The sequence below is a fragment of the Hymenobacter sp. B81 genome, assembly GCF_044628455.1.
Taxonomy (GTDB): Bacteria; Bacteroidota; Bacteroidia; order Cytophagales; family Hymenobacteraceae; genus Solirubrum.
This window is the reverse complement of sequence record NZ_JBIYZW010000003.1, coordinates 433,223-455,828: the sequence shown is the minus strand read 5'-3', so window position 1 is coordinate 455,828 and position 22,606 is coordinate 433,223. Positions and strand designations below refer to the sequence as shown.

General features: G+C 65.7%; 23 protein-coding genes. 7 read left to right on the top strand and 16 right to left on the bottom strand.

What is annotated here, in order from left to right; genetic code table 11:
* Positions 1-113 precede the first annotated feature (113 nt).
* The 4 genes from ACE191_RS18780 to ACE191_RS18765 all read left to right on the top strand — a co-directional run bounded on the left by ACE191_RS18780 (position 114) and on the right by ACE191_RS18765 (position 3,182).
* Entirely contained in the window at positions 114-848 is a 735-nt protein-coding gene (locus ACE191_RS18780; RefSeq protein ID WP_400193778.1) for a murein L,D-transpeptidase family protein, read from the top strand.
* A 130-nt stretch (positions 849-978) separates the two neighbouring features.
* A complete protein-coding gene (locus ACE191_RS18775; RefSeq protein ID WP_400193777.1) occupies positions 979-1,434 on the top strand; it encodes a VOC family protein in 456 nt (151 codons plus the stop codon).
* Positions 1,425-1,982: an NUDIX hydrolase gene (locus ACE191_RS18770; protein WP_400193776.1), complete on the top strand. Its 558-nt coding sequence runs from the start codon at positions 1,425-1,427 to the stop codon at positions 1,980-1,982. The genes ACE191_RS18775 and ACE191_RS18770 overlap by 10 nt, the downstream gene beginning before the upstream one ends.
* A gap of 102 nt (positions 1,983-2,084) precedes the next feature.
* Positions 2,085-3,182: a hypothetical protein gene (locus ACE191_RS18765; protein WP_400193775.1), complete on the top strand. Its 1,098-nt coding sequence runs from the start codon at positions 2,085-2,087 to the stop codon at positions 3,180-3,182.
* Positions 3,183-3,274: 92 nt separating this feature from the next.
* On the opposite strand, the gene ACE191_RS18760 is transcribed toward ACE191_RS18765, so the two are convergent.
* Positions 3,275-4,696 (bottom strand): DUF5723 family protein, encoded by a 1,422-nt coding sequence (locus tag ACE191_RS18760; protein ID WP_400193774.1) that lies wholly within the window; start codon positions 4,694-4,696, stop codon positions 3,275-3,277.
* Between the two features lie 158 nt (positions 4,697-4,854).
* Here ACE191_RS18760 and meaB point away from each other — a divergent pair, with 158 nt between their 5' ends.
* The gene (gene meaB / locus ACE191_RS18755; RefSeq protein ID WP_400193773.1) at positions 4,855-5,841 is read left to right on the top strand and encodes a methylmalonyl Co-A mutase-associated GTPase MeaB; all 987 of its coding nucleotides are present in this window, start codon (positions 4,855-4,857) and stop codon (positions 5,839-5,841) included.
* Positions 5,842-5,845: 4 nt separating this feature from the next.
* On the opposite strand, the gene ACE191_RS18750 is transcribed toward meaB, so the two are convergent.
* The 7 genes from ACE191_RS18750 to ACE191_RS18720 all read right to left on the bottom strand — a co-directional run bounded on the left by ACE191_RS18750 (position 5,846) and on the right by ACE191_RS18720 (position 15,088).
* Positions 5,846-6,244, bottom strand: a complete 399-nt coding sequence (locus ACE191_RS18750) for a VOC family protein (RefSeq protein ID WP_400193772.1) — start codon at positions 6,242-6,244, stop codon at positions 5,846-5,848.
* Positions 6,245-6,526: 282 nt separating this feature from the next.
* Complete coding sequence (locus ACE191_RS18745) at positions 6,527-9,118, bottom strand: DUF5916 domain-containing protein (protein ID WP_400193771.1); 2,592 nt, start codon at positions 9,116-9,118, stop codon at positions 6,527-6,529.
* A 228-nt stretch (positions 9,119-9,346) separates the two neighbouring features.
* Positions 9,347-11,854 carry a M56 family metallopeptidase gene (locus ACE191_RS18740; protein WP_400193770.1) on the bottom strand — a complete coding sequence of 836 codons (2,508 nt, stop codon included), beginning with the start codon at positions 11,852-11,854 and terminating at the stop codon, positions 9,347-9,349.
* Positions 11,841-12,266: a BlaI/MecI/CopY family transcriptional regulator gene (locus ACE191_RS18735; RefSeq protein WP_400193769.1), complete on the bottom strand. Its 426-nt coding sequence runs from the start codon at positions 12,264-12,266 to the stop codon at positions 11,841-11,843. The genes ACE191_RS18740 and ACE191_RS18735 overlap by 14 nt, the downstream gene beginning before the upstream one ends.
* Before the next feature lie 243 nt (positions 12,267-12,509).
* Complete coding sequence (folB, locus tag ACE191_RS18730; RefSeq protein WP_400193768.1) at positions 12,510-12,881, bottom strand: dihydroneopterin aldolase; 372 nt, start codon at positions 12,879-12,881, stop codon at positions 12,510-12,512.
* Between the two features lie 154 nt (positions 12,882-13,035).
* The gene (locus tag ACE191_RS18725; RefSeq protein ID WP_400193767.1) at positions 13,036-14,040 is read right to left on the bottom strand and encodes a DivIVA domain-containing protein; all 1,005 of its coding nucleotides are present in this window, start codon (positions 14,038-14,040) and stop codon (positions 13,036-13,038) included.
* A gap of 112 nt (positions 14,041-14,152) precedes the next feature.
* A complete protein-coding gene (locus ACE191_RS18720; RefSeq protein WP_400193766.1) occupies positions 14,153-15,088 on the bottom strand; it encodes a WD40 repeat domain-containing protein in 936 nt (311 codons plus the stop codon).
* Between the two features lie 206 nt (positions 15,089-15,294).
* Here ACE191_RS18720 and ACE191_RS18715 point away from each other — a divergent pair, with 206 nt between their 5' ends.
* On the top strand, positions 15,295-15,948 hold the full coding sequence (locus tag ACE191_RS18715) for a 4'-phosphopantetheinyl transferase family protein (protein WP_400193765.1): 654 nt from the start codon (positions 15,295-15,297) through the stop codon (positions 15,946-15,948).
* A 13-nt stretch (positions 15,949-15,961) separates the two neighbouring features.
* A complete protein-coding gene (locus ACE191_RS18710; protein ID WP_400193764.1) occupies positions 15,962-16,564 on the top strand; it encodes a redoxin domain-containing protein in 603 nt (200 codons plus the stop codon).
* A gap of 121 nt (positions 16,565-16,685) precedes the next feature.
* Here the strand turns inward: ACE191_RS18710 and ACE191_RS18705 are convergent, their stop codons facing one another.
* The 8 genes from ACE191_RS18705 to ACE191_RS18670 all read right to left on the bottom strand — a co-directional run bounded on the left by ACE191_RS18705 (position 16,686) and on the right by ACE191_RS18670 (position 22,597).
* Positions 16,686-17,588, bottom strand: coding sequence for a transglutaminase-like domain-containing protein (locus ACE191_RS18705; RefSeq protein WP_400193763.1), 903 nt, complete (start codon positions 17,586-17,588; stop codon positions 16,686-16,688).
* 129 nt (positions 17,589-17,717) lie between these two features.
* Entirely contained in the window at positions 17,718-18,140 is a 423-nt protein-coding gene (locus tag ACE191_RS18700) for a hypothetical protein (RefSeq protein ID WP_400193762.1), read from the bottom strand.
* A gap of 56 nt (positions 18,141-18,196) precedes the next feature.
* The gene (locus ACE191_RS18695) at positions 18,197-18,748 is read right to left on the bottom strand and encodes a sugar O-acetyltransferase (RefSeq protein WP_400193761.1); all 552 of its coding nucleotides are present in this window, start codon (positions 18,746-18,748) and stop codon (positions 18,197-18,199) included.
* Between the two features lie 298 nt (positions 18,749-19,046).
* Positions 19,047-19,463 (bottom strand): OsmC family protein, encoded by a 417-nt coding sequence (locus ACE191_RS18690; RefSeq protein WP_400193760.1) that lies wholly within the window; start codon positions 19,461-19,463, stop codon positions 19,047-19,049.
* A gap of 83 nt (positions 19,464-19,546) precedes the next feature.
* Positions 19,547-20,443, bottom strand: coding sequence for a DUF5694 domain-containing protein (locus ACE191_RS18685; protein WP_400193759.1), 897 nt, complete (start codon positions 20,441-20,443; stop codon positions 19,547-19,549).
* Positions 20,444-21,286: 843 nt separating this feature from the next.
* Entirely contained in the window at positions 21,287-21,778 is a 492-nt protein-coding gene (locus ACE191_RS18680) for a hypothetical protein (RefSeq protein WP_400193758.1), read from the bottom strand.
* Positions 21,779-21,854: 76 nt separating this feature from the next.
* Positions 21,855-22,067, bottom strand: a complete 213-nt coding sequence (locus tag ACE191_RS18675) for a hypothetical protein (RefSeq protein ID WP_400193757.1) — start codon at positions 22,065-22,067, stop codon at positions 21,855-21,857.
* Between the two features lie 77 nt (positions 22,068-22,144).
* On the bottom strand, positions 22,145-22,597 hold the full coding sequence (locus tag ACE191_RS18670; RefSeq protein ID WP_400193756.1) for a hypothetical protein: 453 nt from the start codon (positions 22,595-22,597) through the stop codon (positions 22,145-22,147).
* Positions 22,598-22,606: the final 9 nt, after the last annotated feature.

Here is a 22,606-nt window from a genome sequence, read left to right as displayed (position 1 = left end):
AACTCACATTCAAACGCTTAAAGAGACGATATATAGGCGAAGTACAATAAGCCCGTAGCTCGTCGTTATTTCGGCCCGCGCCGCTTCGTGCAAGCCCGCGCCCCGTTATTCTTATGTTACGCCCAATTTTGCTGCTCGCGCTGCTGACCGTCACGCTGGCGGCCCGCTCCACCGGCCCGAGCTTCCGCGACCAGCAGCTGCAGCATCCGCGCGTGCAGGCGGCTTACACCGAAGCCTGGCCCGCCCTGCGGCGGCAGCTGGCCCAGCAGGGCATCGACCCGGCCCGCCTGGAAGTGTTTTTCCGGGTGTTCAAAATCGGGCGGAAGCTGGAAGTGTGGGTGCGCAACGCCGGCGCGCCGGCCTTTCAGCTGCTGAAAACCTACCCCCTGGCCGGCAGCTCGGGTACGCTGGGGCCCAAGCGCCGCGAGGGCGACGGGCAGGTGCCCGAGGGCTTCTACCGCATCGACCGGTTCAACCCCGAAAGCCTCTACCACCTTTCCCTGGGCCTCGACTACCCCAACGCCGCCGACCGCCGGCTGGGCAGCGCCCGCCCCGGCGGCGACATTTTCATCCACGGCTCCAACGTGACCATCGGCTGCTTGCCCATTACCGACGCGGGCATCCGCGAGGTGTACGTGCTGGCTACCGAGGCCCGCCAGGCCGGCCAAACCGAGCAGTGGGTGCACATCTTTCCCTTCGAGCTGAGCGAGGAGCAGCTGCACAACCGGCGCGGCAGCGTGCACTATGCGTTCTGGCAAACCCTGGCCCCGGGCTACCAGCAGTTTGCCCGGCACCGCACGCTGCCCTGCGTGAGCACCGACGCGCAGGGTGCCTACGTGCTGGAATAGGACCCCGACAGCAGGTTCCATAATTCTGGGCATATCACTAGATTGCGCCGCCGCTCGTTGTGCAGTGCAGCCCGCCTAACCGCGCGCTGCACTGCACTCTTTTTATTCGCCGCCTCACCACCGCTCTGCCATGCCGCTGCTCCACGCCCGCTACGCCCACACCAACCTGACCGCCGAAGACTGGGAAGCCCTGGCTGCCTTCTACGAGCGGGTGTTCGGCTGCGAGCCGCTGCTACCCCGGCGCGACTACCACGACGAGGCGCTGACGACTGAGGGCAACGCCCGGCCCCGCCAACGGGGCGTGCACCTGCGCCTGCCGGGCCACGGCTCCGACGGCCCCACGCTGGAAATCTTCGGCTACGACCCGCTGAACAACCGCGCCCGCACCGCCCCCCACCGCCCGGGCTTCGGCCACATTGCCTTTGAGGTGGAAGACGTGGCGGCCGCCCGCGCCGTGGTCATTGCCGAGGGCGGCTCGGCGCTGGGCGAAGTGGCCACGCAGATGACTCCCCTGGGCCGCACCATCACCTGGGCCTACGTGGCCGACCCCGAGTGCAACGTGATTGAGCTGCAGCAGTGGGGGTAGGCGAAGCGGCGGGCTCGTTGGAGCCGGCCCTGCGCGCGGCCGCCGTGCTGGTGCCGGTGTTCCGCGACGAGGCCGGCGAACTGCGCCTGGTGCTGGTGCGCCGCGGCAACTTCGGCGTGCACGGCGGGCAGCTGGCTTTTCCCGGCGGCAAAACCGACCCCACCGACGCCTCGCCCCTGCACACGGCGCTGCGCGAGGCCGAAGAGGAAGTAGGCCTGCGCCCCGAGCAGGTGCGCGTGCTGGCCGCCCTGCCCGTGCTCAACACCTTCACCACCGGCTTCCGGGTGGCACCCTTTCTGGGCCGCATCGAGCGGCCGGAGGTATGGCGCTGGCAAACCGGCGAAATCGAGGAAGTGCTGGAAGTCCCCGTTTCCGCGCTGCTGGCCCCCGGGGCCCACGCCACCGAAACCTGGCAACTGCCCGACTGGCCCCGGGCGGCCCCGGTGTCGTTTTACCGCGTGGCCGGCGGCCACCAGCTCTGGGGCCTGAGCTACCGCATCGTGCGCGGGCTGCTGCCGCGGCTGCTGGCCGGCGAATGGGAGGTGTAAGGTCCGGGCGCTGATGCTGGCACCAATCTTTGGCACGGAATTGCGTTAAACGCTGCGGACGGCCCCGCTTTTCACCACCCCGCGGCGCCGCACCCTTTCTCCATGCACTACCGTTTTCTGCTTTTGCTCGGCCTGTGGCTGCTGAGCGCGCCGGTTTCGGCCCAACTGCAAAACGCCCTCTGGTACTTCGGCGGCGAGGCCGGCCTGGACTTCCGCCAGGGCGCCCCCGCGGTGCTGCTCGACGGCAAAATGAGCACCTACGAGGGCAGCGCCGTAGCCACCACTTCGCGCGGGCAGCTGCTGTTTTACACCAACGGCGTGAACGTGTGGAACCGCCAGCACCAGCTCATGCCCAACGGTAAAAATCTGATGGGCAGCAAGTCCAGCAGTCAGAGCGCGCTCATCGTGCCCGACCCGGGCAGCGGCAACGTGTTCTACATCTTCACCACCGGCGCCGAGGGCAGCTCCAACGGCCTGCGCTATTCGGTGGTCGACATGACCGACGCCGGGGGCCTGGGCGACGTGAAGCGCAGCAACGTGCTGCTCATCTCGCCCGTGGCCGAGAAGCTGGCCGCCGTGCGCCACCGCAACGGCCGCGACGTGTGGGTGGTGGGCCACCGCTGGAACTCCAACGCTTTCGTGAGCTACCTGGTAACGGCCGACGGCATCGACGCCAAGCCCAACCTGAGCAACGTGGGCAGCATGCACGCCGGCCCCGGCCGCAACGCCATCGGCACCATGAAATTCTCGCCCTCGGGCCGGCAGCTGGCCGTGGCCATCTGGCGCGAGGCCAACCGCGTGGAGGTGTTCGACTTCGACAACGCCACCGGCAAGGTGAGCAAGCCCAGGGCCTACAAGGGCTTCGAGGAAGCCTACGGCGTGGAGTTTTCGCCCAGCGGCACGAAGCTCTACGTGACCAGCAACGGCAACGGCGGCGGCAACGCCCAGGTGTGGCAGCTCGACCTGAAAACCGGCGACAAAACCGCCATCGGCAACTCGGCCAACCGCAAAATCGGCTCGTTGCAGCGCGGGCCCGACGGCCGCATCTACGTGGCCCGCGAAGACAACCCCTTCTTGGGCGTCATCCAGAACCCCGATGCCGCCGGCGCCGCCTGCCAGTACCAGGACAACGGCCTCAAGCTGGGCGGCCGCCGCAGCAAGCTGGGTTTGCCCAACTTCATCCAGCCGGCGGCCCCGTAAGGCGGCTCCAGAGTTAATCCAGGCTCCTACAAAAAACAGCGGTGCCCCGACTTCTGAGCCGGGGCACCGCTTGTTTCTAGCCAATCAGCCTCTTACTGGGTCTGGCCGATTTTGAAGCGCAAAAAGCCCATAGCCACCGACACGTAGGGGTTATCCTTTGAAATCAGCCCGGCCACGTCGCGGGTGCTGATGCCGGCTTCGTAGACCTTGCTGGTGAGGGTGATGCCCAGCGGAATGCCCACGTTGTAGCCCGCGCCGGCCGTGGCGCCCGAACTGAGGCGAATCCACTTTACCGGCTTGAAGTCGACGCCTACGCCCACGAACGGGGCGCTCAGGTTGCCGGCCACCTCGTTCAGCGGCAAAGTCACGTCGACGCCGGCCTCGAAATACTCGCTGATGCGCACCCCGGCGCCGGCCCGCAGCTTGGTGGGCAAATCGGCGGTGCGCTTGGTGCCGGGCTGGTACTGAAACAAACTGTCGGAGCCGGCGGCAAACAGTTCGGTGGCTTCCTTGATGAAGTTGTAGCTGCCCACGCCGGCCGAGCGCAGGCGCTTCAGCTTCTGGTCATTGGCCGTTACCAGGTTGCCTTCCCAGGTCATCTTGCCCAGGTCGGTCACGGCCAGGCCCAGACGCACCACCTTGCCCAGTTCGGCCGACAAACCCAGGTCGAAGCCGTTGCCCTTGCCCACGGGCTGCAGGCCGGAGTCGCGCTGGCGCAGGTTGAATTGCGGGTTGCTGGCCAGCTTGCCGTAGTTGATGTCGAACAGCGGCGACATGGACCCGTAGGCTTCCACCTTGCCGCCATTCACGCGCACGTCCACCACGCCCACGCCCTCGATGTAGCGGTAGCCGGCGCCGGCCATCAGCTGCACCTTGGGCAGGTCGAGCACGCGCACGCCGTAGGCCACGTTGAACTCGTTGAGCCAGGCCATCTGCAGTTCGGTACCCGCCAGCGCCTCCGATACCAGCGGCACCGTGGCCGGATTCTTGGGCGTGCCGTCGGCGTTGAAGTTCTGGGTGATGATGGGTGCGTTGTAGCCCAGAAACAGCAGCTCGGCGGCGTTGCGGTTCAGTCCCACGTGGGTGCTGATGCGCTGCTGGTTGCTGATGGCAATGCTACCGATGACGGGCAGCGACACCGACAAACCGAAGGTGGTCACGTCGATGTTGGCGTTGAGCGCGTTGGCGGAGGTGAACGAGGCGGCCAGCGCCAGCTTGTCGGCCTGGCTGAGCTTCTCGTCGGGGTGAAAGATAAACTGGTTGAGCTGGCTGCGCGTGAGCGACTGCGAGGCCGCGCCCACCCCGAACTGGCCGATGGTGAAGGCGACCTTGGGGCTGCCTACCCGGGCCAGGTTGGCGGGGTTGATGCCGATGGCCTGGTAGTCGCCGGCGAAGGTGGTGGCCACGCCGCCGCGCCCGGTGGCGGTAAAGTTGCTCAGCTCGTTCTGGGCCTGCGCGGCCTGGCTGCCAAGCGCCAGCGCCGGGAGCAGCAGCGCCCGTAAAAATGACTTCATCAAGGTAAACCGGGGAAGTGAAAAGCGTAACCACGGGCCGCCCCGAACGGCAACGCGGGGCAAGTAGCTACTTTTAAGCGTCGCAAACAACGACCGGCCCATCCCGCCAGCTGCCAGCGGCGCTTCTTTTTCGCTTTCCCTCTTCCTTCTTCGCTGCCTTGGCCAAACGCCTTTCCCCCGACGAGTACGTAGCCGGCCTGCTGGCCGGCAACCGCTTCGTGCTCAGCCGCGCCATCACTCTGGTCGAAAGCACCCTGCCCACCGACCGGGAGCTGGCTCGCCAACTGCTGGAACGGGTGCTGCCGCACACCGGCCGCTCGGTACGAATCGGTATTACGGGTGTACCGGGCGTGGGCAAAAGCACGTTTATCGAGGCGCTGGGCATGCACGTGGTGGCCGAGCGCGGGCAGCGCCTGGCCGTGCTGGCCGTCGACCCCACTTCGCAGCGCAGCGGGGGAAGCATCCTGGGCGACAAAACCCGCATGAACCAGCTGGCGGCCCACGAGCACGCCTTTATCCGCCCCTCCCCCGCCGGCCGTTCGCTGGGCGGCGTGGCCCGCGCCACCCGCGAGGCGCTGCTCTTGTGCGAGGCCGCGGGCTACGACGTGATTTTCGTGGAAACCGTGGGCGTGGGCCAGAGCGAAACCGCCGTGCACGGCATGGTCGACTTCTTTCTGCTGCTGATGCTGGCCGGCGCCGGCGACGAGCTGCAGGGCGTCAAGCGTGGCATCATGGAAATGGCCGACGCGGTGGTCATCACCAAGGCCGACTCGGGCAACGAACTGGCAGCCCGGCGCGCCCGGCGCGAGTACCAAGGCGCCTTGCAGCTGTTTCCGCACGCCGCCTCGGGCTGGGCGTCGGTGGCGCGCACCTGCTCGGCCCTCACGGGCGAGGGCGTGGCCGGGGTGTGGGAAGAAATCGGCCGCTACCTGGCGCTGACGCAGCCCAACGGCTTTTTCGATCAGCGGCGGCGCGAGCAAAATCTGCAGTGGCTGCAGCAAAGTGTTCGGGAAGCCCTGGAGGAACGCTTCTACGCCCGCCCCGAGGTGGCCCGGCGGCTGCCCGCCCTGCGCGAGCTGGTGGAGCAGGGCCGCACCTCGGCCTTCGGGGCCGCCGAGGAGCTGCTGGGGCTGGGCGACGCCTGACGGCTCAGACAGTGGCCGGGGCGGGCCCCAGCAAGTCCCAGCGGTTGCCGTAGCAGTCGGCAAAGACGACTACCGAGCCGTAGGATTCGTGGCGGGGCGCTTCCTGAAACGCCACGCCGGCGGCGTGCAGGCGGGCGTGGTCGGTGGCAAAATCGTCGGTACGCAGAAACAGCCACACCCGGCCCCCGCCCTGCCGGCCAATGGCGGCGCGCTGCTCGGGCGTGTCGGCCCGGGCCAGCAACAGCGCCGCCGACTCGGGGCCGGGACTCACCACCACCCAGCGTTTACCCGCGCCGCGGTCGGTGTCTTCGAGCAGTTGAAAGCCAAGCACGCCCACGTAGTAGGCCAGGGCTTCGTCGTAGTCGGGTACGAGCAGGGTGAGTTGGGCAAGATGCAGGGCCATTGGTAGCGGGTAAGGGACTGGGAAAAGTGAGGCAGTGAAACCGGTAGCTGCCGGGCGGGCCGCGGGGCCGCCGGCGGCAACTCGTCTTCGCCGTTGAGCGCGGAACCCGGGGCAAATTACGGTGACTTTGCTTGCGCTTGCGCCTGCCCGGCCTGGTTGGCCGCCCCGCCGGCCGCTTTAAACCGACCTCAGCCGGCGGGGGCCAGGAGGCTTAAACACGCAACCCGTCGGCCACCCGCTTGGTACGGGCAGCCGACGGGCTCAGCAAGCTACTGCGGGCTGCTACCCGCGCTTGGGGCGCAGGGCCAGGTAGTCGAGGTAGTAGAGGATTTTGATGGAAAGGGAGTTGTTGTGGGGGGTGTTGATGGTGTTGGCCAGGTTGTCGAAGTACAGCGGAGTGGCCTCGTTGGCGTCGCGCGAGAAGTCGCCGGCGTTTTTCCACACCACGCTCACCTGCGAGCCGGGCGCAAACCACCAGCCGTACACCGCGTCCACGTTGAAGGCATTATAGGTGTTGTCGCGGTTGCGCGGGTAGGCCACCACTTCCTCTGCCCCGCCGGGCCGCAGGCGAATGAACTCGTGGTAGTTGACGGTGCTGGTGTAGTGGCGCACGCGCACGGTGAGCGACATGCGGTTGTTGAAGGTGTAGCTGCCGTTGAGGGTGTTGACCACCGTTACCACGCGGCGGCGGCCCAGCAGCGGGTCGCCGGCGAGGCGCATGTCGCGCAGCGGGGGCCGCCCCACGGTGTCGGCGGCGCTGACGCTGCCGGCGTAGCCGATTTGGTTCTGGCTCAGGCTCCACTCGGCCGAATACCGGAAGCTGAGCTGGTTGTTGAAGCGGTAGCGCGGGCTCACGTTCAGGCCCCAGCCCAGGCGGCGCGGGCGCGGCAACCGGTCGTCGGCGGCAAACACGCGCAGGCCGCCGTTCACGTCAATGGCCACCTTCTTGCGGTAGTCGGAGGAGATGTAGCCGCCCAGGTTGCCGTTGGCGGGCTTGCGCACCCAGTACTGGCCCAGCGGAAAGCGCCGCGGCTCGTAGAAGTCGTTGGTTTCGGGGCTCCAGTCGAAGTCGAAGCCCGCGCTCAGGAAGTTCTTGGTAAAGGTGGTGTTGGCCCCGCCGTACAGGTACAGGTTCTGGTAGCGGGTGGGCCGGTACAGCAGCGAGTGCTCGATGCCGCCGTAGGTGTAGAGGTTGTTGACCTTCCAGAATGGCTTGTACTTGTTGTAGTTGAAGTACACGTTCTGGGCAATCTTGTTGTTGCCGAACAGAATGCCTAGGTCGTTGGGGTTGTAGCGGTCCGACTCGATGCCCTGGTTCAGTCCCCAGGTGAAGGCCCCGCTGATTTTGCCGAAGCCCAGCTGGTACTTGTAGCCGTCCTGGTCGCCGATGCGCTCCTCGGAGCCGAACACGGTGCCGCGGCGGCGCGAGTACACCAGCCGACCGTCTAGGGCGTACTCGTTTTTCTTGTTGGCGAAGCGAAACAGCCCGCCGGTCACGTTGGCGTCGTAGGTGCGGCCCCAGCGGGTGACGTTGGTGTTGATGAGCGAGACGTAGGAGTTGTTTTTCAGCGATTGGTCCAGCACCACGATGTTATAGTTCGAGAACGGCTGGGTCAGCACCTCCCGCTGAGCACCCGAGGCGCTGTCCTGAATCGTCGCGTACACGTTGTTGCTCAGGGCGTTGAACACGCCCACACCCAGGCCTTTGCTGGTGCGGCCCGAAATTTTGGTGGCGTTTAGCAGCTGGGTAGTGCCGGGGTTGCGCTTCACAAACTCGCCCGGAATGATGCGGCCCTCGTTGTCGCGCTGGCGCGGGCGCAACTGGCCCTCCACGTCGGAGTGGCCGATGGGCTGGGCGCCCACGCGGCGGGAGTAAAACAGCCCGCCCTTGTTAAACAGCTCGGTGCCCTCGGTGAAGAACTGGCGGTTTTCGGCGAACTGCACCTCGAAGGGCGACAAATTCAGCACCTGGTTGTCGCTCTGCACCTGGCCGAAGTCGGGCACCAGCGTCGCGTCGAGGGTGAAGCTCTCGTTGATGCCCCACTTCACGTCGGCCCCGCCGTTGAAGCTGGTGGTGGTGCGCCGCTCGTCCGCCTTGCTCAGCGGGTCGTGGTTGACGTAGCCCGACACGTAGGGCGTCAGCGACAGGCGCAGCGGCGGCTTCACGTCGCGCAGCCCCGTGAGCGTGCCCCACTGGTTCACGAAACCGTCGACGGCGGGCTTCACCTCGTTCCAGAAAAACGCCTGGTTTTCCTTTTTGCGCTGGCGCATGAAGTTCAGCCCCCAGAGCTGTTCGGGTTGCGCACTGAAGCGAATAGCCGAGTAGGGAATGCGCATTTCGGCCACCCAATCGGTGCCGCGCAAGGCGGTGCGGGCGTCCCACACGGCGTTCCAGTTGAAGTCTTCGCCGCTGGCGGGCGAGTAGCGCGCGTCCAGCTGCACCCCGCCGGGCGTCACAATAAAGCCGTAGCCGTTGAGCTTATCGTGGTAGGTATCGAAGAACACCCCGAAAAAATCGGTGTTGCCCAGGTTGTCGCGGGCGTTCAGCTCGCGCATGATCGAGTCGGGGCTCACGTCGTGCATGATGGCGCCGATGTAGAGGTTGGCGTCGTCGTAGAGGATGCGCACCTCGGTTTTGTGGCGCTCGGGCGGGCCGGGGTTGGGCCGGTTCTGGATGAAATCAGTGGCCACGGCCGCCTGCTGCCACTCCGGCTCGTCCAGCGCCCCGTCGAGCTTAATGCCCCCGGCCACGCGCAGCGCCGTCAGCTGCTTTTTCGGCGCCAGGCCCTTATCGGGTTTGGGGTCGTCGGAGGCGGCCCGGGCTGCGCTGGTGAGCAACAGCAGAAGCAGCAAACACAGCGTACGCGTGGGCATAGTGGTGGTGAGCAGAAAAGCGGGGCGAAAAGGCCGGAAGGGGGGCCGGATTGGGCGAATAGATGCAGGCGGCGGCCCGGGCGTTGCTTGCCCCCGAAACTAATTGTGGCGGCCACCTATGATGCTGGAATTGTGCTATCCGCAGCGGCAAAACAAAGCCGACCGGATCAGGAGTCCGGCCGGCCTTACCGCCTGCTTTTCACTCACCAAACCAGACGGGTTCAGAGCTTAGTCGTTGGTAATGGTCACGTTCATGTTGATGCTGCCGCCCTCGGTGCCGCCCAGCAGCTTGCGGTAGCGCTCGGCCACGTCGGCGGGCTGCTTTTTGCCGTTCACTACCATCTCCTTGCTGTTGAGCCGCAGCTGCAGGGTCTGGTCGGTTGCGCCGATGATGTTGTCGCGGATCAGCGCGGCGCGCACGTCGGTGGAATTGAATACGGCCTTGGGGGCACGGGGAGGACGCGGGGCGCGGGGGGCACGCAGCGCCTTGGGTGCCGCGGGAGCCAGGTTGGTGGGCGGGGTAGGCGGCGCCGGCGGCGCGGGCATGAACCCGTCGGAACTGGAGCTGCTGGTGTAGATGCGGTTCATGTTGCCGCCGCTGGCGTTGAGCAGCACCGTGCCGGTTTCGCTGATGGTGCGGCCGGTGCCTTCCTCGTACAGCCGGCGGTACTTGGCCGCCGTGGCCGCGGGCTGCTTCTGCCCATTCACCACCAGCTCACGGGCCGTGAGCGATAACTGAAACGTCTGCTTGTCCTTGATGAGGCCGTCTTTTACCAGCTCGGTGATGATGTCGTCTTCGGCTTTGCGGATGCGGGCATCGCGCTCAGCGCGCACCCGGTCACGTTCGGCCCGGGCCCGGTCCCGCTCGGCCCGCAGCCGGTCGCGCTCCACGCGCGCTTCGTCCTGCAGGCGCAGGGTTTCTTCCCGGCGCTGCTCCTCGGCTTCGTGGCGCTTTTCATCCAGCTCGTGGCGCTGCTCACGCACGCGCTCCAGCTCCTGCTCAATTTTGGCTTTGTCGGCCTCGCTCAGGTCGCCGCGCAGGCGGGCCTGCTCCAGGCCGCGCTCAGCCGAACGCAGTGCCTCACGCACGATGCGGTCGGTATCGGGGCTGGGGCCGTGGCCGCCGGCCAGGGCGTGCAGCTGGCTGCCGCTGCGGTGCAGCTCGGCCTGCAGCCGCGCCATTTCTTCCTGGAAGCGGGCCTGGTCGAAGTCCCGGCCCAGCTTGCCCGCGAGGTACTTATCGGCCGACTTGCCATCGGACCAGTAGGTGTAGGCGCGGGCGGGCGCGTAGCCGCGGCCCGGCTGGGGCAACTGGATAACTTCTACCCGCTCGTCGTCCTTTTTCCCGCCGCGGCGGTCGGGGGCGGCGGTTTCCACGCGCTGGCCGTCCACGTACAGGTCGGTCAGGCGGCCCTTCTTGTCTTTCTCGATGATAACCGAGCCGGCCTGCCCGCGGCGGCGCGGTGCGTCGGCTCCGTCGAGCACGATGACGCGGGTTTCGCCGCCCTTCCGGCGCTTGGCTTTGCGCTTGCGGTCCTTGTCGTCATCGTCGTCGGCGGCCACGGTGGGCGGCGCGGGAGCCAGCGCCGCTACCAACGCCGGGGCCGGACTGGCCGGGGCGCGTAGTACCGGCAGCACAGCCTGGCGCAGCAGGCGCGGGGCCGCGACGGCCAGCTGCGGGTGCGCCAGGGCCGTCACGGCGCTGATGCCCAGCAGCACCATGCCCATCATTACCACGCAGGCGGCCCAGAAACCTTCCGAGAAAGTAGGCGCCCCCCGGCCCTGCACCAGGCGGCGTACCCGGCCCAGCAGGGAGCCGCGCGGCCCCACGGCGGCCATGGTCAGGCGCGGCGCTACGGTGCGCTCCAGGCCCAGCTCGGCCAATGCAGCCAGGGCGCGGGCCAGCACCAGCGGGTCGCCGCAGAGCGAGGCGGCCACGTCGTCGCAGCAGTTTTCGCGCTCGGCGCGCAGCGTGGCCGTCAGAAACCACATGGCCGGGTGGTAGAAGAACAGGATTTCGGCCACCGACTGAATGATGTTGACCAGGTAGTCGCGCCGGGCCACGTGGGCCAGCTCGTGGGCCAGAATGGCTTCCATCTGTGCAGGGCTCAGGCCAGCCACGGCCCCCAGCGGCAGCAGAATCAGCGGCTTGAGGTGACCCACCACCACCGGCACCCGCACCAGGCTCGATTCCAGTAGGGTTACGGGGCGCTTGAGGCCGGCCCGGGCCGAGAGGCTGGCCAGCCGGTGCTGCCAGGCCAAGCCCAGCGGCCGGGTGCCGTAGTGGCGCAGGCGCTGCACGTAGGCCAGGCCGCCCAGCAGGCGCAGGCTCATGGTAAGCAAACCCAGCAGCCACACCGTCACAATCAGCGGCAGGTTGTGCTCGAAGTAGGCCAGCACCACCTGGGCGCTGAGCGGGTGCGCCGCCGCCGGGCTACTTGCCACGGCGGCCACCGGCGCCACGGCCGCCGAGAGCTGGGCCTGCCCGGCGGCCGTGACAATAGCAACCGGGGCCGTGAGGTAATAGCGCAGGAACGTGACGCCCGCCAGCAGCAGCAGTAGTCCCAGGGCCGCCGCCGTAACGGAGTAACGGACCCGGGCCGAGTGCCGGCGCAGCAGCAGCAGCAGCCCCGCCAGGGCCAGGGCCACCACGGCCCCCTGCCACAACGAATGCAGAATGGTATAGCCAACGGCGCGCACCAGCGCGGGCGTCAGCAGGTTCTCAAGCCAGTTCATCGGGGTTAGGGGAATTGGTTGGACGGGGTTCCTGGGGGTCTATCTGGTCGAGCAGGTCGCGAATCTGGCTGAGCTCCTCGCGGGAGGTGCGGCGGTTGCCCAGGGCCTGCTGCACCAGCTTCAGGGCCGAGCCGCCGAAGGCCGCTTCGAGCAGACGGTCGATGAGCACGCCCTGGGTTTCCTGCTCGCGCAGGGCGGGGCGGTACACGTGGGTGCGGCTGGAGTCGTCGCGCGCCACAATGCCCTTCTCGTGCATGAGCTGCAGCAGCTTGAGCGTGGTGGTGTAGCCCACTTCCCGCCGCTTGCTCAGCTCGTCGTTCACGAAGCGCACCGTACTCGGGCCGTTTTGCCAGAGCACCTGCAGAATTTCCAGCTCCGATTCCGTCGGGCGCGGTACGTTGGTTTTTCCCATCACACAAAACTGGTTACGCTACGAAGTCATTCGTAAACCCAAACATATACGAAACACCTCGTACTTGTCAAGCTCTGGCTACGAAATATTTCGTCAAACTAGTTAGCAGACGCTGAATCAGTTCAATGGCTGCGTTGCCGGCCACCCGATTTACCTTAAGCCGCCGATCCGAACCTGCCCCATATGCAACGCCCGCCGGCTGCGCGGGGCAGGCGGCGGGCGGGTATGCGGGCTTTGGAAAAGTTACAGGGCCGGCGCGGGCCGCTTGCGCTTGAGCGTAACGCGCGCCCGGTGGCAGATACCGCCCAGCGGGGGATTGAACTTGGATACGCTCACCTCTACGCGGCGCACGTGGGGCAACTCGTGCAGCACGCGGTCGATGATGCGGTGGGCCAGGTGTTCGAGCAGGCGCGCCGGGGCCTGCATTTCCTCGACCACCAGCTTGTAGAGCACCTCGTAGTTTACCGTTTCGGGCAGCAGGTCGGTAGCGCCGGCCCGGTACAGGTTGGTGCGCACCTTCAGGTCGACGCCGTACTTGTTGCCGATTTTCTGCTCCTCGTCGTAGTAGCCGTGGAACGCAAAAAACTCCAGTCCTTCCAGCGTAATCTGGCCCATGGGGTGAGGGGGTGAAATGGTGATAGGGTAGCTCGACCGGCTGGAACGATGGTTTATCAACTCAGGGGCCCGGGCCTTGCAAAGGAAACGAAAAAGCCCGCCCCGAGGGGCAGGCTTCCCGCTGGCTGGCGGCGCGGCAGCCGGGCAGGAGCGGTTAGATTTCGTCGAAGAAGGACTTCTCGGCTTCGGCTACGGCGGGCACCGCGGCCAGGCCGGGATGGGGCTGCGGCGTGGGCGGGGTAATTTCGGGCGAGGGCGGGCTCACCGGCTGAATATCGGGGCGCGGCGGCTCCACCGTGGGCGCATCGGGGCTGGGCACGCGGGCCGGCTCGGGCACATGAATGCGCGAGGGCTCGGCCACCCCGGGGTGCTCGTGCGGGCGCAGCGGGTCGATGTCGGGGCCGGGGGTGTGGGCCGGCTCCCCGGGCTGGGGCTGCTGGCCCGGCTGGGGACCGATGGGGCGGCTGGCCGGCTCGGCCGCCAGAGCGGCGCCGACCGTGGCCGAGGTAGCCGGAATGGCCGCGGCCGAAGAAGCGGACGGCGAGTGAACGAACATGGGCGTTTCGGTTTGGGGCGAGGCGGGTTCCTCACGGTTGACCTTTACGCTGGCCGCGCGCGAAAGGATGGCGGCCACCGAGCCGCGGGGGCGCTGCTGGGCCTTCTCCACTTTCTCCTGCACGCCGGCGGCCAGGTGCTGCAAGTCGCGCATGAGCGTGTCGAGCACGCTTTCCAAGCGCTGGTGCTCCTGGCCCAGGGTGTTCACCTCGGCCTGCATGTCGGCCACCGCTTTTTCGGCCTGCTGGTAGGCCTCGTCCACCACGCGACGGGCCTTCTGGCGGGCGTCGGCCAGCAGCTGCTCGGCCTGCAGCTGGGCTTCGCGTTGCTTGAGCTCGGCCGATTTCTGGGCCTGGTCGACGATGCTGGTGCTGGTGTCTTCGGCGGTTTTCAGGGTGCGGTAGAGCGAGGTTTCCACCTCGCGCATCTTCTGCACGTCGTGCTGGGCCTGGTCGAGCTGGCGGCGCAGCTCCCGGTTTTCGTCGGTGAGCCGCTCCCACTGCTGCGAAAGCGTCAGCAGAAAGGCGTCTACCTCGTCTTTGTCGACGCCACGAAAGGCGCGCTCAAAGGTTTTCTGCCGAATATCAAGCGGGGTGATTTTCATGAGTGGAGTCTTGAGTACAGAGTATGAAGTAGTAAGCCAAGGGTAGAAACTCGACCGGCTGGCGAAAACCACCAAGGGTTTACCAAGCGCGCGTCTTACTACTCGATACCAACTACTCGGTACTGCTAACCTGCCAAACGGCCAGGCTGCGGTCGTCGCTACACGAAACTAACCGATTCTGCCGGCCCGACCAAAACAAGCGGTTGACGGAGGTGCCGTGGCCCGCGTGCCGGGCGCGGTCGACCACGCGCAGCAGCCGCCCGCTGGCCGCGTCCCAGAGCTTGATGCTTTTATCCATGCTGCAGGTGGCCAGCAGCTGCCCGTCGGGGCTAAACGTCAGGTGGTTGATGGCAAACAGGTGGGCCACCACCGTCAGCACTTCGGCGTAGCCGGCGGCCACGTCGTAGGCCCGCAGGTGGGCGTCGCGGCCGGCGGCGTACAGGCGCCGGCCATCGGGGCTGTAGCCCAGGCCGAACACCGAGTTGCCGGCCTCGCTCAGGGTGTGGCGCACGGTTAGCGAGTCGGCGTCGAGCACGCGCACGGTGGCATCGGAGCTGCCGATGGCCAGCTCGCCGCGCTCCTCGTGCAGGGCCAGGCAGCGCAGGCTCTTGTGGGCCACGCGCACTAGCTTTTCCAGGCTGAAGTCGGCAGCCCGCAGAACCGCCAGCGTGCCGTCGGCCAGGGCCACGTACAGGCGCTGGCGCGGGGCTGAGTAGGCCAGATCGAAGATGGCCACCGGCGGCAGGGCCGTGGCCCGCCACAGCTGCTTTTCGCCCAGGGCAATGACCTGCACGCCCTGGTAGTTGTGGCCCACAAGCAGCAGGTCGCGCTCGGGCAGGTAGCGCAGGGCGTACACCGAGTTTTCGACCCGGGCCACCAGCTGCCCGTCCTGCTCGGGGGCGTCGACGCTCCAGGCCACTACCAGGCCATCGGCCCCGGCCGAGAAGAAGGCATCGTCGGCCGCACTGCCTGCCAGCGCGTACACGCAGTCGCGGTGGCCGGTGAGCGAGGCCAGCTTCTGTACTTGCGGGCGGGGGAGCGGGTTCATGCCGGGGAGAAAACGTGAGGGCCGGGAAAGTCGGCGGCGCGAAAGTACGGCCTGCGCCGTTGCCCGGAACCAGCCGCTTTCCGGCGCGTTGCCCGCGTTTTTCGCAACTTGGGCCGTAGCGGCACCATTTAGTTTGTGGCGCAGGCCCTCTTCCGGGCCCGCCGTTCCGTTTACCGCCCACGTACTGCCCGTCTCGTTTCCTACTCATGCCCCTGCACCGCCTCACTCCCCTACCCGATGGCCAGACCCTGCTGGGGCTGTGGCAGCTCAGCGAATCGGCCGACGAGCTGCTGGCCGCGCTGCCGGCAGCCGGCGGCTACCCCGGGTTGCTGCCCGCGGGGCGCGACCCGCAGCGGCCGCGGCAGTGGCTGGCGGGCCGCGCCCTGGTGCACACGCTGCTGCCCGAACTGACGGCTACGCCCGCCTTCGTGCGCAACGACGAGGCCACTAATCAGCCCCTGCTGGCTGGCCTGCCCGATTTCGGCGTTTCGCTTTCGCACTCGGGGCCCTGGGTGGCGGCCTTGCTCACGACCTCGGGGCGCGTTGGCATAGATGTTGAACTAGTGCGCCCCAAAGCCCGGTTGCTGGCGCCCAAGTTCCTCACCGAAACCGAGTTGGCCGACGCCGGCGACGACGACGTGAAGTACAGTCTGAACTGGAGCGCCAAGGAAACCCTCTACAAGCTTTACAGCCGCCGCCGCCTGCTGTTCAAGGAGCACATTCACCTCGACTCCTACACCCGTCACGAACAAGGCTCCTTTACCGGCCACCTGCTCACCGACCCGGCTCCCAGCCAGCACTGTATCCGCTACGAGCAGCTCGGCCCCGACTGCGTGCTGACCTGGAGCCATTCCCGCTGATTTTTCCCTTCCTATGTCCTTTCGCCGCCTCTCACTTCTTGCCGCTGCCCTGCTCATTGCCGCCACGGTGGCCGTTTCCTCGGCCCGCGCCCAGTCGGGCGTAGTGGCCGACTTCAGTTTGCGCGGCAGCGACAACGCCCCCGTGGCTCTGAGCTCCTTTGCCGGCAAGAAAGCCGTGGTAGTGGTGTTCGTCAACGGCAGTTGCCCCTTCTCCAAGCTCTACGAAAGCCGCCTGCAGGCGCTGGCCGGCCAGTACGCCGGCCAGGGTGTGCAGTTCTTGTTTGTGAATGCGCCCATCAACCTGGAGCAGGCACCCGCCGCCGCCGGAGCCGACAAAATCAAGGTTAAGGCCGAAACCGCGAACCTGAGCCAGTACACCGACGAGGGCCAGAAAGCGGCCACCCTGCTGGGCGTCAGCAAAACCCCCGAGGCCGTGGTGCTGCTGCCGGCGTCCGGCGGCTTCAGCCTGCGCTACCGCGGCGCCATCGACGACAACCCGCAGGTAGAAAGCTACGTGAAGGAACGCTACCTGCAGGTGGCGCTGGACGCGGCCCTGGCCGGCAAAAGCACCGGACTGGTGGAAAAGCGTGCCTCGGGCTGCCTGATTAAAAAGTAGTACCTGACCGATCGAAAAAACCCGTTTGCGCCGCAATGCCTCCCTTCTCCGGTGGAATCAGGAGGCGTTGCGGCGCGAACGTTTGCGGGTAGTTGGGCGCGTGGGAACCGGGCCGGCGGGGCTATTCTTCGGGCGCTTCGTCGCTGGCTTCCTCCTCGGCAGCGCGGGCCGGGGGCGTGCCGGGCTCGTCGGTGAGAATGCTCAGCAGCACGCCGATTTCGGCGGCTTTCTGGGGCTCCTGCATCTTCTCGAAGCTCACGGCCAGGTTGCGCAGGGCGCGGCGCACGATGTCGAGGTGCGAGCAGGGCTCGAAGAAGATGGCGTTGGCCGGCAGGTTGAGCTGGGCCACGTAGTGCTCGATGTCGGTGCGCGTCAGAATCAGGCCGCGGTTGTAGCAGTTGATGTAGAACGGGTCTTCGTCGGCCTCTGCTTCGGGGCGGAAAGTGAGAATGAACAGGTTGGGCAGGTTTACCCCCGCGACGGGCAAACCCAGGCGCTGGGCCACCAGCAGGTAAATCACGCACAGCGTGAGCGGGTTGCCGCGGCGCGTTTCCAGCACCAGGTGCAGCATGGAGTTGGCCGGGGCGTGGAAGTTCTGGGTGTTGGCCGAGAAGCGGTGCACCTTGAACAGCACGTGGTTGAGCGCCCGCACAATGTCGACCGGTCCCATCTGCGGCAACAGCAGCATCCAGGCCTCGTAGCGCAGCTGCTCCACGGCCCGGTTCAGAGCCTGCAGGTCGGCGTCGGGATACTGGTAGGAGTTGATGAGCCACATGCCTTCCAGCAGGTTTTCGCCGCCCGAATCGCGCCACACGCGCAGGCGCTCCTGCAAACCGGCAAACTGCAGGTCGTGAATCAGCTCTTCGAGGCGGTGCTGCTGGTCGGGGTCGAGGGTTTCTTCCCAGGCTTCTTCCAGAAACGGAATCACGCTTTCGCCCAGCTCCTGAATGCGGCCCTCCACGTGGGGGCGCACCTCCGCGTCGTCGAGCAGGGAAATGAGGGCTTTGATTTCTTTATTGGTCATGCCTAAAAGCAGAACCGTGCCGGGTTGCGGCACGGCCCGGGAATGCGGGATAAGTTCAAAGATACGGCTCCGGCTGCGGTAACACCGGTCGGGGCGGCATAATTCACCCGCCCCACCGGCGCACCTGCCCTACTCGGGCTGCCGGGCCGCGTTCGGCGCGGGGCCCAGCGCAGCCCGGTAGCTGAGCACAGCCAGCACCAGGGTAAGCGGGGTAAAAAAGGCCCGCTCGAAACCGTTGGTCGAAAACAGGTTGCCCACGGTGTTGGCCGCGAACAGCCCGCACATCACGGCCAGGGCCGTAGCCAGAATTTTGGGATTCAGCCGCAGCGGCAGCCAGCCGGCCCGGGCCGCCACCACGGCCAGCATCAGCAAATTCAGCGCTATGGACACCGTTTCGAAGCGGTACATCTGCTCTGGGCTTTGCAGGCGGCCGCCCCACACAATACTATAGGGAATGATGCCCAGCAGAATGAGCAGGTGAAACCCCACTACCAGGGACAGAATCAGCAGCAGGGCGCGCAGGGCCAGGCGCTCGGGAAGCCAGGTTTTCATAGTTGAGGCAGGTACTGGCGCAAAACAGCGCAACAAGGTGTACTGAGGAAAAACTGCTACAGGCGGCGCACGACGCGGGCGGGGTTGCCCACGGCCAGCGAGTCGTCGGGCACGTCGCGGGTGACCACGGCGCCGGCCCCGATGACGCAACGGTGGCCGATGGTCACGCCCGGGCAGATGATGGCCCCGCCCCCGATCCAGCAGTCGTCGCCGATGGTGATGGCGCGGGCCGACTCCACCGTGCGCCGGGCGGTGGCATCGAGCGGGTGGGTGGCGGTGTAGAGCTGCGCGCCGGGCCCAAACAGCACGTGGGAGCCAATGTGCACGGGCATCACGTCGAGCACCACGCAGTTGACGTTGAAGTACACATTTTCCCCGCAGTGAATATTGTAGCCGTAGTCGCAGTGAAAGGGTGGCTCGATGTAGAGGCTGCGGGGCGCGTGGGGCAGCAGCTCGCGCAGCACCGCGCGGGCCGCATCGGTGAGCAGGTACTCGGTGACGTTGAGGCGGTGCAGCAGCTGCTTGGCGCGGGTGCGCTCGGCCAGCAGTTCGGGGTCGTAGGCCAGGTACGGCTCCCCGGCCAGCATCTTTTCTTTCTCGGTTTTCATCGGCTCGGTCAGTTGGCGCGCCGCGGCCCACTAGGGGCCGGCGACGGGCAAGCGGCGTCAAAGAAAGCGAAATGCGGCCGCCTCACCCGGCCCGAACCCGCCGTTGGCGAGCCAAAAGCAACTGGCGGAATGCCGGTACCGAAACCGTAACGCCGGGGTAACATTCCAGTCATTTCTGCGCCCGAGCTTTGGGGTGAGTGAAGTGCCACCCGACGGGGTGTTACCCGCATGCTGAAGCAAAGCCCCGGTCTAAAGGGAGCCGGGGCTTTTGCGCTTTGCCGGGCAGCCCGGCCCGCACTCACGCGGGCTCGTCGGTGGCCGGCTGCAGCACTACTTCCAGGCCCCGGCGCAGGGTGTTGTGCACCTCGGCCACGCGGTCGGTGTGCTGAATCAGCTCGTCGATAGCGGCGGCGGGCGCGCCCGACTGCACCCGGGCGCGGTAGCGGAAGTTGCGGCCCGGCTCGCCCGCGGCGCCAAACTCGCCGGTTACTTCCACCTCTACCCCATCCAGCAGCAACCCGCGCCGGGCGGCTTCGCGGTAGAGGTCGTTGCAGAAGCAGGTAGCCAGGGCCAGCAGCAGCAGCTCTCCCCCGTTTACAACCGAGCCGTAGCCCTCGGGCTTGGGCACCAGCGTCAGGGTTTTGGCGACGCCGTTGGTTTGCACTTCAACTTCGTGCTGCTGGTAGCGGCTGCTGACGCGGGCGGAAAGCTGCATGGCACTGAGGGCTGGGGTTGACCTTCCCGGCCGGGGCCGGACTACCAAGTATACCACTCCGGGCAGTTATGGCCAAGCGCTGCCTAGCGCAAGTACCTGCCCACGGGCACCACCTTGTACTGAGGGTCGTGGGCGAAGATTTTGGGCAGCACGGCCGCGTGGCGCTGGCCCATGATAACCAGGATGCGCCGGCCTTTTTCGCGCTGCTGGGTGGTCACGATGTTGGAGTACACCTTCAGGTCGCGCTCGTAGAACAGCGAAATGTACTCGGCCCCGATGTAGCGCGGGTTCACGAAGGCCGTGTCGACGTACTGCGCGGGCGGGTTGGCAAACCGGCCGTGCTGCACCCGCGCCGGGTTCACGAACATTACCCGGTAGGTGAAGTCGAGTACGGCGGGGTCGTTGAGGAAAACCAGAAAGTCCTTCAGCGGCAGGTTACGCTCCCGAAACGCCGCATCGGGCTCCTTGCCCAGGGCCGAGAACTTGCCGGCTTCCCGCTGAAATTCCTCGATGTTGTCGCCCTGGGTCAGAATGCGGTTCGAAACGCTTTCGTAGCAATCGACTCCGAAAATGCGCGGGTGGCCCAGGGTTTTGGCCAGCTGGTAGCCAAACTGAAACCGCTCGGCGCGGCCGTACTCCAGGTCTTTCAGCTCAACCTTACCGGCCTGGTAGAGCGCGTAGAGGCTGTCCACGCCGGGCTGCTCCTCGGGGGTATTTTCGATCATGATCAGGTCGGGCCGGAACTTGAGCAGCAGCCGGTTTATCTCGGCCACTTCGCGCTGCCGCGGCGCGCTGAGCAGGTCGCCGGTGGGGGCGTTTTTGTAGCTGTTCTGGCCGAAATGCGTGCTACCGAGCACCATCACTTCCACCGTGGGCTTGGGCCGGGCGGCGGCCACTTCGCGGGCAGTCTTTTTCAGATCCTGCCCGGAAGCAGCAACAACAGTCAGCGCGAGGCCGGCCAGCAGTACGAGGGTTTTCATCGCAGCGAAGGTAGGCGGCCGGGCACCAGGTTCGGCTGTTCCGCCGCTTTTGCTGTTCGCGGTAGTCAGCCTACACTTCGTCATCCTCCGCACCATCCAAAAACCTTCACTCCCCTGTCCAACCATTCTTCAGCCAACCGGAAAACTCTCGTTGGCTGAAGAATGGTTGTTTTATACCCCCGGAAAACTCCGGGTGGCAAAAACAACCTTGTTTCAGGCTTCCGGAAAACTTCGGGTGGCCGAAACAAGGTTGTTTTATGCCACCGAAAAACTCCGGATGGCCGAAACAACCTTGTTTGGGGCATCGAGAAAACTCCGGACGGTCCAATTAACCTTGTTTGGGGCATTGGGAAAACTCCGGAGGGCAAAAACAATCTTGTCTGGACCTTCCAGAGTTTTTCGGTTGGATTCAGCAACAAGCAGCAGGCCGCCGAGCAATACCGTTAGGCGAAGCCGTAACGCGCGTGTCCGGCATGAGGTGGAAGCTGGGCCTCCCCTGCCGCTCCAGCGGCAAGACAGGGCTGGGCCGTTTGGCCACAGAGTCGTTCTGGCGGAGGAGGCGCAGCCTCCCGGCAAAACTGGGCACGCGTTACGCTGCGCTAAATGCGTGCCTGATGGCGGGCTGACTTGGCACCCAGCATCCATCACGCAAGCATCACGCGCCGGCAACACCGGCTTCACACCCGCGCCCGAGCTTTGGGGCAGTGAAGGACGCGCTTAGAACGTGACCAATGCTTAGCTACTGTTAGCAAGCAAACGCCCCGGCTGGGTAGCCGGGGCGTTTGTGGCTGTAAGGGCCTGCAATCGGGTTGGGCCGGTGCAAGGCGCCGCCCCACAGCAAGGCTACAGGCAGTACTGGTCGGCTATCAGGCTGCGCAGGGCCTGGCGTTCCTCCGTGGTTACGCCTTCCAGCTTAAAGCAGATGTAGCCCAGTACTGCCGGCACCTGCTGCACAACCAGCTCCGCCGAACCGTCGTCGGCCAGCGCAAACTCCGCCAGGTACACGCCGCCTCGCTCCGCGGCCTCGGCTTCGGTGGCCTGCAGCTCGTGCAGGCTGTAATACACGTCATCGGGCCAGGTGTAGCGAATTTCCAGGTACAGCCGCCGGGCATCGTCGGCCCGCAACCGCAGATGGGTATACTTCTTGTTTTGCCACTGCTGCAAGCCGTCCCGGGTAAAGGGTGTCGCTACGTGGGTGCGCCGGGTAATGCGCCAGTCGTTGGAGGTGTATTGCCACTCGCCAGGGTTGTTCGGAATAAACTCGGGCGAGATGATGGCGTTGGCGGATGAGCGCACCCGACTGAACAAGCTCTGAATAGCCGATTTAAGATTCACGGGGTTGCTGATTTAGTGCGGCTGGGTGGCCGGGGCGTTTGTGGCTGCGGGCATCAGTAGCCTGAGGTCAGCGCCGCTATTTACGCATCCGCTTAGCCTCGGCACTGCGCTGAAAGTGTTTGCCATCCTTATCGAAGCCCCACACATTGCTCACCTCGCGCAGCGTCAGGTAAAGGCGTCCCTGCCGCACTTTGCGGCGTAGCACTCTGTTGGCGTCGCGCTTATTCTGCTTCTCCGAGTCGGCGTTGGTTACGGCTAAAATGGGGTTACGGCGGCGTGAGCGAGACATTGCCTGGGCAGATTTTTAGTGCAGTGAATTCTGGTTTGACAAGCGCCTGCTTACCCAAACTAGCGGAGTACTTCAAGTTACCTATTGTAGCTGGCGCGCCAGCTGGCCGAAGGCGGTGCAACAAGAATAGTCCAACGCACCTCCAATTCAGCTCCCTCAGCTTGCTGTATCTGCTCATCTAAAGCCAGAAACTCAGCTTGGGCTATCATGAAATTTTGCTCATTAATTACAAGCTGATACTCAAGCTGCTTTTTTAGCTCCTCTCCTCTTTCCCTGTCTTCCGGCAAGAAAGGATGCTGTTCAATACCAATCTGCCCCGCATGAAAGGCAGCTTCGTATTTGCGCCACAAAGCCCACTGCTCAATTTCTTGCTTAAAGACTTCCTCTGATATCGGGCTCAACTTAAACCAGTCGACGCCTTGCGAATAGATATCCACGCATTGACTTTCGAAGTAGCAGGGCTGCCCGTTGTACGTAGCTACCCCGCCTCTTACCCCGTCGTACCAGTCGAAGGAATAGACTTTGTCCATTGTCAGTGA

Bases quoted from the DNA above. Each gene is read 5' to 3' on its own strand.
- ACE191_RS18780 (WP_400193778.1), top strand. From the start codon at position 114: ATGTTACGCCCAATTTTGCTGCTCGCGCTGCTGACCGTCACGCTGGCG.
- ACE191_RS18775 (WP_400193777.1), top strand. From the start codon at position 979: ATGCCGCTGCTCCACGCCCGCTACGCCCACACCAACCTGACCGCCGAA.
- ACE191_RS18765 (WP_400193775.1), top strand. From the start codon at position 2,085: ATGCACTACCGTTTTCTGCTTTTGCTCGGCCTGTGGCTGCTGAGCGCG.
- ACE191_RS18760 (WP_400193774.1), bottom strand. From the start codon at position 4,696: ATGAAGTCATTTTTACGGGCGCTGCTGCTCCCGGCGCTGGCGCTTGGC.
- ACE191_RS18750 (WP_400193772.1), bottom strand. From the start codon at position 6,244: ATGGCCCTGCATCTTGCCCAACTCACCCTGCTCGTACCCGACTACGAC.
- ACE191_RS18745 (WP_400193771.1), bottom strand. From the start codon at position 9,118: ATGCCCACGCGTACGCTGTGTTTGCTGCTTCTGCTGTTGCTCACCAGC.
- ACE191_RS18740 (WP_400193770.1), bottom strand. From the start codon at position 11,854: ATGAACTGGCTTGAGAACCTGCTGACGCCCGCGCTGGTGCGCGCCGTT.
- ACE191_RS18735 (WP_400193769.1), bottom strand. From the start codon at position 12,266: ATGGGAAAAACCAACGTACCGCGCCCGACGGAATCGGAGCTGGAAATT.
- folB (WP_400193768.1), bottom strand. From the start codon at position 12,881: ATGGGCCAGATTACGCTGGAAGGACTGGAGTTTTTTGCGTTCCACGGC.
- ACE191_RS18725 (WP_400193767.1), bottom strand. From the start codon at position 14,040: ATGAAAATCACCCCGCTTGATATTCGGCAGAAAACCTTTGAGCGCGCC.
- ACE191_RS18720 (WP_400193766.1), bottom strand. From the start codon at position 15,088: ATGAACCCGCTCCCCCGCCCGCAAGTACAGAAGCTGGCCTCGCTCACC.
- ACE191_RS18715 (WP_400193765.1), top strand. From the start codon at position 15,295: ATGCCCCTGCACCGCCTCACTCCCCTACCCGATGGCCAGACCCTGCTG.
- ACE191_RS18710 (WP_400193764.1), top strand. From the start codon at position 15,962: ATGTCCTTTCGCCGCCTCTCACTTCTTGCCGCTGCCCTGCTCATTGCC.
- ACE191_RS18705 (WP_400193763.1), bottom strand. From the start codon at position 17,588: ATGACCAATAAAGAAATCAAAGCCCTCATTTCCCTGCTCGACGACGCG.
- ACE191_RS18700 (WP_400193762.1), bottom strand. From the start codon at position 18,140: ATGAAAACCTGGCTTCCCGAGCGCCTGGCCCTGCGCGCCCTGCTGCTG.
- ACE191_RS18695 (WP_400193761.1), bottom strand. From the start codon at position 18,748: ATGAAAACCGAGAAAGAAAAGATGCTGGCCGGGGAGCCGTACCTGGCC.
- ACE191_RS18690 (WP_400193760.1), bottom strand. From the start codon at position 19,463: ATGCAGCTTTCCGCCCGCGTCAGCAGCCGCTACCAGCAGCACGAAGTT.
- ACE191_RS18685 (WP_400193759.1), bottom strand. From the start codon at position 20,443: ATGAAAACCCTCGTACTGCTGGCCGGCCTCGCGCTGACTGTTGTTGCT.
- ACE191_RS18675 (WP_400193757.1), bottom strand. From the start codon at position 22,067: ATGTCTCGCTCACGCCGCCGTAACCCCATTTTAGCCGTAACCAACGCC.
- ACE191_RS18670 (WP_400193756.1), bottom strand. From the start codon at position 22,597: ATGGACAAAGTCTATTCCTTCGACTGGTACGACGGGGTAAGAGGCGGG.